Origin of the sequence: Neisseria gonorrhoeae (assembly GCF_003315235.1) — a bacterium.
Lineage (GTDB): Bacteria > Pseudomonadota > Gammaproteobacteria > Burkholderiales > Neisseriaceae > Neisseria > Neisseria gonorrhoeae.
This window is the reverse complement of record NZ_QNRU01000042.1, coordinates 1-10,972: the sequence shown is the minus strand read 5'-3', so window position 1 is coordinate 10,972 and position 10,972 is coordinate 1. Positions and strand designations below refer to the sequence as shown.

Genomic DNA, 10,972 nt, shown 5'->3' with positions numbered 1-10,972 from the left:
GGGCGAATATTAAGCGGTATCTGCGAACCGTTTTGTCTGATTACGCCCGATTTGACGATGCACTACTGTCCTATTTTGATTTTAATTGACTATATTTGTGTGAATGATGAAATAAAAATGCCGTCTGAACCCGATTGGATTCAGACGGCATTTTGTATGGCAGGATTTATTCGCTTTCCAACTGACCGACCCATTCTGACAAGGCAGTCAGGCGTTGTTCGGATTTCGCCACGAACGGGTTTTCGGTATCCCACGCGTAGCCTGCCAAAATCGAAGAAAGCATACGGCTGATTTCCGGGCTGCGGTCGGGCGCGTACACGACGTTTTGGAAGCGGAAATCATACCAGCCGTCCACATAGGTGCGGAACGCGTCTACGCCGATCATCAGGGGTTCGGCAAATTCGGTTTGCCAATCGGCGGCTTCGCCTTTGAGTTGTTTTGTCAGCAGATCGGCAGCAAGTTCGGCGGAGTGCAGCGCGATGGTTACGCCCGACGAGAACACGGGGTCGAGGAACTCGGCGGCATTGCCCAACAGCGCGAAATGCCTGCCGTGCAGTGATTTGACGTTGGCGGAATAGCCTTGGATGGAGCGGAACGGAAAATCGTTTTCCCAAACGGCTTTGTCCAAAATTTCGCTCAACATCGGGCATTCGTAAACAAATTTTTTCAACACCGTTTCCGATTCGCCGGCAAGTTTGTCGGGTGTGCCGACCACGCCGACGGAACAGCGGTTGTCGCCGAAGGGAATCAGCCAAATCCACACGTCGCGGTTGTTGCGGATGGGTGGTAATCAGGATTTTGTTGCGGTCGAATTTCGGGTGGGTAATGTTGTCGTCGATGTGCGTGAAATGCGTTTGGCGCGGCGGCAGGTGCGAGGGCGTTTCCAAGTTTAGCAGGCGCGGCAGCACGCGTCCGTAGCCGCTTGCGTCCAAGACGAATTTCGCGGTCAGTTCATAGCTCTCGCCGGTGTCGGTTTCGATGTTCAAGCGGGCAAAATCGCCGCTGTTGTCGAACGCGGTTACGCCGTGCCCGAAACGTACTTCAACGCCTTGTTTGGCGGCTTCTTCAATCAGGATTTTGTCGAACACGGCGCGGCGGACTTGGTAAACCGTGCCGGGGCCGTCTGAAAATTTATCGGTGAAATCAAACTCGGTATAGCGGCTGCCCCACGAAAACGCCGCACCGTTTTTCAACTGAAAGCCGGGCCCGGTGCGAACGGCATCGGCAAAACCGGCTTCTTCCAGCATTTCCATACAGTGCGGCAGCAGGCTTTCGCCGATGACGAAGCGCGGAAAGTGCTGTTTTCCAACACGCAGACTTGATAACCTTTTTTGCGGAGCAGGGCGGATGCGGCCGAACCTGCCGGACCTGCGCCGATTACGGCGACATCGAATTGGGTGGACATTGGGAAATCCTGATGGTTTGAGTGGAAAAGGAAATGATATTGTACAGGCAGCAAATGCCGTCTGAAACTGTTTGCGGAAGAAATTTATCCGGTGCGGGCGGTTGCTCCCAATGCGTCAGTCCGGTTTGAAAAATGCCGTCTGAAACGGGAAATGTTCAGACGGCATTTGATTTTCAGGGTTATTTTACGCCGTAACGCGGTTGGAGCAGGGCGCACGTCCGGTGTCCCCGGCGGCTTCGGCGGCTGCGCCCGGCAATTTTTCCGCAGGCCGCGCCCGCATCGTTTGCCGTGGTTTCCGGCCGGGTATTTTTTTCGCGCTGAGCCCTGGCGGATTCGTAGCGGTTGCGTTGTCTCGGTTCGCTTGTTTCGGTTTTTTCCGGTTTTGAGCCTTCCTGTTCCCACCATCGGGGCTCGAAGCCTTCGATGCGTTCGATGAGCAGCTTGTTGCCGGTCAGTTCTTTGATGGCCTCAAACATTTTCTGTTCGGATTCGTCCATCAGGGAAATCGCCACGCCGTCCGCACCGGCGCGCCCCGTGCGTCCGATGCGGTGGATGTAGTCTTCGGGCTGGGCGGGCATTTCGTAATTGATGACGAAGGGCAGTTCGGCGATGTCCAGCCCACGCGCGGCGATATCGGTGGCGACGAGGACGCGCAGGCTGCCGTCTTTGAAGGCGTTGAGTGTTTCGAGCCTGCTTTGTTGGGAACGGTCGCCGTGTATCGCCTGTGCGGACAGGTTGCGGCGCACCAGTTCGCGCGTTACGCGGTCGACGCTTTGTTTGGTTTTGCAAAAGACGATAACTTGGTTCATATGCAGATCGACAATCAGCCGTTCGAGCAGGTTGCGCTTTTGGAAGGTATCGACGGCGATGATGTGTTGTTCGACGTTGGCGTTGGTGGTGTTTTGGGCGGCAACCTCGACGGTTTCGGGCGCGTTCATGAAGTCTTGCGCCAGTTTGCGTATCGGTGCGGAGAAGGTGGCGGAAAAGAGCAGGGTTTGGCGTTGGCGGGGCAGCATCTGCATGATTTTGCGGATGTCGTCGATAAACCCCATATCCAACATGCGGTCTGCTTCGTCCAGAACGACGATTTCGGCTTTGTTTAAACTGATGTTTTTCTGTTTCACATGGTCGAGCAGCCGTCCGACGGTGGCGACGACTATTTCGCAGCCGGCACGCAGGTCGGCGGTTTGTTTGTCCATGTTGACACCGCCGAAGAGGACGGTATGCCGCAGCGGCAGGTTTTTAATGTAGCCCTGCACGTTTTGGTCGATTTGGTCGGCAAGTTCGCGCGTCGGGGTCAACACGAGCATACGCACGGGGTGCATTGCAGGCGAGGTGCTGGCGGTGGCGTAACGTTTGAGGCGTTCCAGACTGGGCAGCATAAAGGCAGCGGTTTTGCCTGTGCCGGTTTGCGCGGCGGCAAGCAGGTCGTGTCCGGCCAGTGCTTTGGGAATGGCCGCGGCTTGGATGGGCGTCGGGTTTTCGTAACCTTGCGCGGTCAGTGCGGAAACCAGTTCCGTACCCAAACCTAAAGAGGAAAATGGATTACTCATGATTGTAGTCTTTCTTTCAGACCTTATGCCGTCTGAAGCGGGAAACCGATAGGACGGGGAAATAAACTGCCCGCCTGTGAACGGCGGGGACGGGAATTTGTGTGCGGATTATGCCATAAAACGGTGCCCGCCCCAATCGCGGGCGCGTCCGCAGATTGGAAATCCTGCTTAAAAAATGTACAATGGCGCACTTTTTTGAAACGCGGGCCCATTATGCACATCGGCGGTTATTTTATCGACAACCCCATCGCACTTGCGCCGATGGCGGGCATTACCGACAAACCCTTCCGCCGCCTCTGTCGGGCGTTTGGCGCAGGTTGGGCGGTGTGCGAAATGCTGGCCAGCGATCCGACGCTCAGGAATACCGGAAAAACCCTGCACCGCAGTGATTTTGCCGATGAAGGCGGCATCGTTGCCGTGCAGATTGCCGGCAGCGACCCCGAACAGATGGCGGATGCGGCGCGTTACAACGTCGGACTCGGGGCGCAGGTCATCGACATCAATATGGGCTGCCCCGCCAAGAAAGTGTGCAACGTCCAAGCCGGTAGCGCGCTGATGCAGGACGAGCCGCTGGTTGCCGCCATTTTGGAGGCGGTGGTCAAGGCGGCGGGCGTACCCGTTACCCTCAAAACCCGTTTGGGTTGGCACGACGACCATCAAAACCTGCCCGCCATCGCCAAAATCGCCGAAGATTGCGGCATTGCCGCCCTTGCCGTCCACGGGCGCGCGCGCACGCAAATGTACAAAGGCGAGGCGCGTTACGAACTCATCGCCGAGACCAAAAGCCGTCTGAACATCCCGGTCTGGGTCAACGGCGACATCACTTCGCCGCAAAAAGCCGCCGCCGTCCTCAAACAAACCGCCGCCGACGGCATCATGATAGGGCGCGGCGCGCAAGGCAGGCCGTGGTTTTTCCGCGATTTGAAGCATTATGCCGAACACGGCGTTTTACCGCCTGCCTTGAGTTTGGCAGAATGCAGAGCCGCCATTTTGAACCACATCCGCGCCATGCACGCGTTTTATGGTGAGACCGTCGGTGTGCGCATCGCACGCAAACACATAGGCTGGTACATCGGCGAAATGCCCGACGGCGAACAGGCGCGGCGTGAAATCAACCGCTTGGACAATGCGGCGGCGCAATACGACACACTTGCCGGTTATCTTGAAAGGCTTGCCGGAAAAACCGACCGTTGGGCGTGCGGCTATCGGGAAGGGTAGGGCAGTATTGCCATGCCGCCGTTCGGGTTCGGACGGCATCTGTCTGCATGGTTCGGAGGTCGGGCGGAATCCAGGCCGGCGAATGTCGAAAACAATAAATGCCGTCTGAAAACGAGTGGAACGGGTTTCGCCAAAAGGCTTTCAGACGGCATTCCGTCTTAAAAACATTTCAATCAAAAGGATATGCGATGAACCCTGCGACTGCGGACATTGCGCAATGTATCGAGCAGAACTTGAACCAATATTTCAAAGACCTGAACGGCACCGAACCTTGCGGCGTGTACGATATGGTACTGCATCAGGTGGAAAAGCCGCTGCTGGTGTGCGTGATGGAGCAATGCGGCGGCAACCAGTCCAAAGCCTCCGTGATGCTGGGACTGAACCGCAATACCTTGCGTAAGAAACTGATTCAACACGGTTTGCTGTGAATATGTCGGCAACCGTCCGTATCTTGGGCATCGACCCGGGCAGCCGCGTAACGGGTTTCGGCATCATCGATGTCAGGGGGCGCGATCATTTTTACGTCGCCTCCGGCTGCATCAAAACGCCTGCCGATGAGCCTCTGGCAGACAGGATTGCCGTGATTGTGCGGCATATCGGCGAAGTCGTTGCCGTTTACAAGCCGCAACAGGCGGCGGTGGAACAGGTGTTCGTCAACGTCAATCCGGCATCGACGCTGATGCTCGGTCAGGCGCGCGGAGCGGCATTGGCGGCTTTGGTCAGCCATAAGCTGCCCGTTTCGGAATACACGGCCTTGCAGGTCAAACAGGCGGTGGTCGGCAAAGGCAAGGCGGCGAAAGAACAGGTGCAGCATATGGTGGTGCAAATGCTGGGACTTTCGGGAACGCCGCAGGCGGATGCGGCGGACGGTCTTGCCGTCGCGCTGACCCACGCCTTACGCAACCACGGGCTTGCCGCCAAACTCAATCCTTCGGGGATGCAGGTCAAGCGCGGAAGGTTTCAATAGTTTCAGACGGCATTTGTATTTTGCCGCCTGAAAAGAAAATGTGTACCGAGATGAAATTTATATTTTTTGTACTGTATGTTTTGCAGTTTCTGCCGTTTGCGCTGCTGCACAAGATTGCCGGCCTGATCGGTTCGCTTGCCTACCTTCTGGTCAAACCGCGCCGCCGTATCGGCGAAATCAATTTGGCAAAATGTTTTCCCGAATGGGACGAAGAAAAGCGTAAAACCGTGTTGAAACAGCATTTCAAACACATGGCAAAACTGATGCTCGAATACGGCTTATATTGGTACGCGCCTGCCAAATGCCTGAAATCGCTGGTGCGCTACCGCAATAAGCATTATTTGGACGACGCGCTGGCGGCGGGGGAAAAAGTCATCATCCTGTACCCGCACTTTACCGCGTTCGAGATGGCGGTGTACGCGCTTAATCAGGATGTCCCGCTGATCAGTATGTATTCCCACCAAAAAAACAAGATATTGGACGAACAGATTTTGAAAGGCCGCAACCGCTATCACAACGTCTTCCTTATCGGGCGCACCGAAGGGCTGCGCGCCCTCGTCAAACAGTTCCGCAAAAGCAGTGCGCCGTTCCTGTATCTGCCCGATCAGGATTTCGGACGCAACAATTCGGTTTTTGTGGATTTTTTCGGCATTCAGACGGCAACGATTACCGGCTTGAGCCGCATTGCCGCGCTTGCAAATGCAAAAGTGATACCCGCCATTCCCGTCCGCGAGGCGGACAATACGGTTACATTGCAATTCTATCCCGCTTGGAAATCCTTTCCGAGTGAAGACGCGCAAGCCGACGCGCAACGTATGAACCGCTTTATCGAAGAACGCGTGCGCGAACATCCGGAACAATATTTCTGGCTGCACAAGCGTTTCAAAACCCGTCCGGAAGGCAGCCCCGATTTTTACTGACTACATAAAATTACAAAACAAATCAGGCGTTTCAGATCAAAAACCCCGATTGTTTTTGGGAATTTGAAACCCGGGTTGTACAAACAGGATTTGCCGGACGGTTTTAACGGTTCAGTTGTTTGTAAAAACAATGCTTTTTTAAAATTGACAAAAAACGAAATCGGTTTTAAAGGCTTATTCCGAGAACAAAGGGGAGTGGATGCCGAAAACCCGGTTAATATATTATAGTGGATTAACAAAAACCAATACGGCGTTGCTTCGCCTTAGCTCAAAGAGAACGATTCCCTAAGGTGCTGAAGCACCAAGCGAATCGGTTCCGTACTATTTGTACTGTCTGCGGCTTCGCCGCCTTGTCCTGATTTTTGTTAATCCACTATAAAATTAAATTTGTTTAAAAACATAAAGTTGTAAACAAGTATCTCATATAAGCCTTTTTCATTAAACAGATAGTCAGATATTTTGTGCTAAAAATTTATATAATATTTAAATTAATATCAAGTTATAAAAATATATGGAATTTTATTTTGTTTATTTATAATTTTAAGCAATAATCTAAATCAGGCATTTTTATTCCCCTGTTTTAAAAAATATTTGGCAAGGTGTGAAAAAAGGCGTACATTCCGCTACACAGAATTACAGATACAGCGGAGCAATGCCGTCTGAAAGGATTTTCCGGTCAGTCTTGCGGTTGGTCGGGGTTTCATCGGATACGGTGAAACGAAAGTTTGCCGGCGCAGGGTTGAGCTACGCGGGTAAAGCCGCAGGCGAAAGCCTGTATTGTTTGTGAAGCGTAAATCTCTGATTTGAGGTATTGGGGCAATCCTGTGGGGGTTGCCTCTTTTTTTATCCGCCTTTTAATGACACAATAGGCGCAAGTCTGTTTTTGAATGCAAGGTACTGCCATGAATACGATTTTGGCTTTCGATATTGAAACCGTACCCGATGTGCAGGGTATCCGTACGTTGTATGACTTGCCGTCTTCCCTGCCGGATGACGAAGTGGTGCTGTTCGCGCAGCAGAAACGCCGCGCACAGACCGGCGGCGATTTTATGCAGCACCACCTCCATCAGGTTGTGGCGGTTTCCTGCTGTATGCGCTGGGGGCAGGACAAGGTTCATGTCGGCACCATCGGCGAGATGGACGATGGCGAAGAAGTCGTGATTGCCAAGTTTTTCGAATTGGTTGAAAAACATACGCCGCAACTGGTCAGCTGGAACGGCGGCGGTTTCGACCTGCCCGTACTGCATTACCGCTCCCTGATATACGGCATCAACGCCGCGCGCTATTGGGATATGGGCGACGGCGATTTCGGCGACAGCCGCGATTTCAAGTGGAACAACTACATCAGCCGTTATCACCAACGCCACTGCGATTTGATGGATTTGCTCGCGCTTTACCAGCCGAGGGCGAATGTGCCGCTGGACGATATGGCGAAACTGTGCGGCTTTCCGGGTAAGCTGGGTATGGACGGCAGCAAGGTGTGGGAGGCGTTCCACGCGGGCAGGCTGAAGGAAATCCGCAATTATTGCGAAACCGATGCCGTGAATACGTATTTGATGTATCTGCGTTTCTGTCTGGTCAGCGGCAGATTCGACGCGGACGAATACGAAATGGAAATCAAGCGGATCAGAAACTATCTCTCCGCCCAAACAGAAGACAAACCGCATTGGGCAGAATTTGTCCAAGCGTGGAAATAGAAACCTGCTGTCCGAAGGCGGTACGCTTGTGCCGCCGTTTCGGTTTCAGACGGCGTATGGTGGATTAAATTCAAACCGGTACAGCCTTGCCTCTCCTTGCCTTACTATCTGTACTGTCTGCGGCTTCGTCGCCTTGTCCTGATTTTTGTTAATCCGCTTTAAAAGCTGTATCCGTGCCGTCTGAAGCCTTTTCCAGTCAAACCAAACAATATTGAAAGAAAAAAATGAGCAAAACCGTCCGTTATCTGAAAGATTACCAAACGCCTGCCTACCGCATTCTTGAAACCGAACTGCATTTCGACATTGCCGAACCGCAAACCGTCGTGAAGTCGCGTTTGACGGTCGAGCCGCAGAGGGCGGGCGAGCCGCTGGTGTTGGACGGTTCGGCAAAACTCTTGTCCGTCAAAATCAACGGCGCGGCGGCGGATTATGTGTTGGAAGGCGAGACGCTGACGATTGCAGACGTACCGTCCGAACGCTTCACCGTCGAAGTGGAAACCGAAATCCTGCCGGCGGAAAACAAATCGCTGATGGGGCTGTATGCTTCCGGCGGCAATCTGTTTACCCAGTGCGAGCCGGAGGGCTTCCGCAAAATCACGTTCTACATCGACCGTCCGGATGTGATGTCCAAGTTCACGACCACCATCGTCGCGGACAAAAAACGCTATCCCGTTTTGCTTTCCAACGGCAACAAAATCGACGGCGGCGAGTTTTCAGACGGCCGCCATTGGGTGAAATGGGAAGACCCGTTTGCCAAACCGAGTTATCTGTTTGCTTTGGTCGCGGGCGATTTGGCGGTAACGGAAGACCGTTTCACCACCATGAGCGGCAGAAACGTCAAAATCGAGTTTTACACCACCGAAGCGGACAAGCCCAAGGTCGGCTTTGCCGTGGAATCGTTGAAAAACGCGATGAAGTGGGACGAAACGCGCTTCGGGTTGGAATATGACTTGGATATTTTCATGGTCGTCGCCGTAGGCGATTTCAATATGGGCGCGATGGAAAACAAGGGTTTGAACATTTTTAACACCAAGTTCGTCCTCGCCGACAGCCGCACCGCCACCGATACCGATTTCGAAGGCATTGAATCCGTGGTCGGACACGAATATTTCCACAACTGGACGGGCAACCGCGTAACCTGCCGCGACTGGTTCCAGCTTTCGCTGAAGGAAGGGCTGACCGTGTTCCGCGACCAAGAGTTTTCCGGCGACCGCGCCGGCCGCGCCGTGCGCCGCATCGAGAACATCCGCCTGCTGCGCCAGAACCAGTTCCCCGAAGACGCAGGCCCGACCGCCCATCCGGTGCGCCCCGTCAGCTATGAGGAGATGAACAATTTCTACACCATGACCGTTTATGAAAAAGGCGCGGAAGTGGTGCGGATGTATCATACCCTGCTCGGCGAAGAGGGCTTCCAAAAAGGCATGAAGCTATATTTCCAACGCCACGACGGACAGGCAGTGACCTGCGACGATTTCCGCGCGGCGATGGCGGATGCGAACGGCATCAATCTCGACCAGTTCGCCTTGTGGTACAGCCAGGCGGGCACGCCCGTTTTGGAAGCCGAAGGCCGTCTGAAAAACAATGTTTTCGAGTTAACCATTAAACAAACCGTGCCGCCCACGCCCGATATGGCGGACAAACAGCCGATGATGATTCCCGTCAAAGTCGGGCTTCTGAACCGCAACGGCGAAGCGGTGGCATTCGATTATCAGGGCAAACGCGCAACCGAAGCCGTGTTGCTGATGACCGAAGCCGAACAGGCCTTCCCGCTCGAAGGTGTAACCGAAGCCGTCGTTCCCTCGCTGCTGCGCGGGTTCAGCGCGCCAGTGTATCTGAACTATCCGTACAGCGACGACGACCTGCTGCTCCTGCTCGCCCACGACAGCGACGCTTTCACGTGCTGGGAAGCCGCCCAAACGCTCTACCGTCGCGCCGTCGCCGCCAACCTTGCCGCGCTTTCAGACGGCATCGGGTTGCCGAAACACGAAAAACTGCTTGCCGCCGTCGAAAAAGTCATTTCAGACGACCTCTTGGACAACGCCTTCAAAGCCCTGCTTTTGGGCGTGCCGTCCGAAGCCGAACTGTGGGACGGCACGGAAAACATCGACCCGCTGCGCTACCATCAGGCGCGCGAAGCCTTGTTGGATACGCTTGCCGTCCGCTTTCTGCCGAAATGGCACGAATTGAACCGTCAGGCGGCGAAGCAGGAAAACCAAAGTTACGAATACAGCCCCGAAACCGCCGACTGGCGCACGCTGCGCAACGTCTGCCGCGCCTTCGTCCTGCGCGCCGACCCCGCGCACATCGAAACTGTTGCCGAAAAATACGGCGAAATGGCGCAAAACATGACCCACGAATGGGGCATCCTGTCCGCCGTCAACGGCAACGAAAGCGATACGCGCAACTGCCTGCTGGCGCAGTTTGCCGACAAGTTTTCAGACGACGCGCTGGTGATGGACAAATATTTCGCCCTTATCGGCTCAAGCCGCCGCAGCGACACCCTGCAACAGGTTCAAACCGCCTTGCAGCATCCGAAATTCAATCTCGAAAACCCCAACAAAGCCCGTTCGCTCATCGGCAGCTTCAGCCGCAACGTCCCGCATTTTCACGCACAAGACGGCAGCGGCTACCGCTTCATCGCCGACAAAGTCATCGAAATCGACCGCTTCAACCCGCAGGTCGCCGCCCGCCTGGTGCAGGCGTTCAACCTCTGCAACAAGCTCGAGCCGCACCGCAAAAACTTGGTGAAACAAGAATTGCAGTGCATTCGGGCGCAGGAAGGATTGTCGAAAGACGTGGGCGAAATCGTCGGCAAGATTTTGGGTTGAGGCAGTCAAACAGAAAAAACAAGGGTCTGTACTAGATTAGCAGATATGTTGCCCTCGAAATATGAAGATAACACACTGCAAATTAAAGAAAGAAGTACAAAAAGAACCGCTCCGTTCTTTTGTACCGGAAGTTACCGCCCGTTCTGCCGCCGATATTTTGGGTATCCATCCCGATTCGGCGGCACTGTTTTACCGTAAAATCCGCACGGTTGCCAACCATCGTTTGGCCTTGGCTGCCGATGAGGTTTTCGAGGGCCCCGCCGGGCCGGGCGGAAGCTGTTTCGGCGGGCGGCGTAAAGGCAGACGCGGTCGCGGCGCGGCAGGAAAAGCGGTTGTCTTCGGCATTCCGAAACGCAACGGGCGGACCTATACCGTTGCCGCGGA

The 10,972-nt window shown here is 54.4% G+C and carries 8 protein-coding genes and 2 pseudogenes; 8 read left to right on the top strand and 2 right to left on the bottom strand.

The window, feature by feature from the left end; translation table 11 throughout:
• Positions 1-166: 166 nt before the first annotated feature.
• Positions 167-1,405, bottom strand: a pseudogene (locus DFR77_RS14455) (NAD(P)/FAD-dependent oxidoreductase).
• Between the two features lie 179 nt (positions 1,406-1,584).
• Complete coding sequence (locus DFR77_RS11630; RefSeq protein WP_003687439.1) at positions 1,585-2,958, bottom strand: DEAD/DEAH box helicase; 1,374 nt, start codon at positions 2,956-2,958, stop codon at positions 1,585-1,587.
• A gap of 213 nt (positions 2,959-3,171) precedes the next feature.
• Between DFR77_RS11630 and dusB the strand changes: the two genes are divergently transcribed.
• From dusB to DFR77_RS11585, 8 genes and pseudogenes are all read left to right on the top strand, one after another.
• On the top strand, positions 3,172-4,176 hold the full coding sequence (gene dusB / locus DFR77_RS11620; RefSeq protein ID WP_003687441.1) for a tRNA dihydrouridine synthase DusB: 1,005 nt from the start codon (positions 3,172-3,174) through the stop codon (positions 4,174-4,176).
• Between the two features lie 12 nt (positions 4,177-4,188).
• A complete protein-coding gene (locus DFR77_RS13495) occupies positions 4,189-4,338 on the top strand; it encodes a hypothetical protein (RefSeq protein ID WP_003694809.1) in 150 nt (49 codons plus the stop codon).
• Positions 4,339-4,364: 26 nt separating this feature from the next.
• Positions 4,365-4,604 carry a Fis family transcriptional regulator gene (locus DFR77_RS11615; protein ID WP_003687442.1) on the top strand — a complete coding sequence of 80 codons (240 nt, stop codon included), beginning with the start codon at positions 4,365-4,367 and terminating at the stop codon, positions 4,602-4,604.
• A gap of 2 nt (positions 4,605-4,606) precedes the next feature.
• Positions 4,607-5,143: a crossover junction endodeoxyribonuclease RuvC gene (ruvC, locus tag DFR77_RS11610; protein ID WP_003687445.1), complete on the top strand. Its 537-nt coding sequence runs from the start codon at positions 4,607-4,609 to the stop codon at positions 5,141-5,143.
• 50 nt (positions 5,144-5,193) lie between these two features.
• Positions 5,194-6,063, top strand: a complete 870-nt coding sequence (locus DFR77_RS11605) for a lipid A biosynthesis lauroyl acyltransferase (protein ID WP_010356740.1) — start codon at positions 5,194-5,196, stop codon at positions 6,061-6,063.
• A 902-nt stretch (positions 6,064-6,965) separates the two neighbouring features.
• Positions 6,966-7,760: a 3'-5' exonuclease gene (locus DFR77_RS11595; protein WP_003692193.1), complete on the top strand. Its 795-nt coding sequence runs from the start codon at positions 6,966-6,968 to the stop codon at positions 7,758-7,760.
• A gap of 224 nt (positions 7,761-7,984) precedes the next feature.
• Positions 7,985-10,588 (top strand): aminopeptidase N, encoded by a 2,604-nt coding sequence (pepN, locus tag DFR77_RS11590; RefSeq protein WP_057321798.1) that lies wholly within the window; start codon positions 7,985-7,987, stop codon positions 10,586-10,588.
• A 61-nt stretch (positions 10,589-10,649) separates the two neighbouring features.
• Positions 10,650-10,972, top strand: a pseudogene (locus tag DFR77_RS11585) (IS1595-like element IS1016 family transposase); the annotation flags it as partial.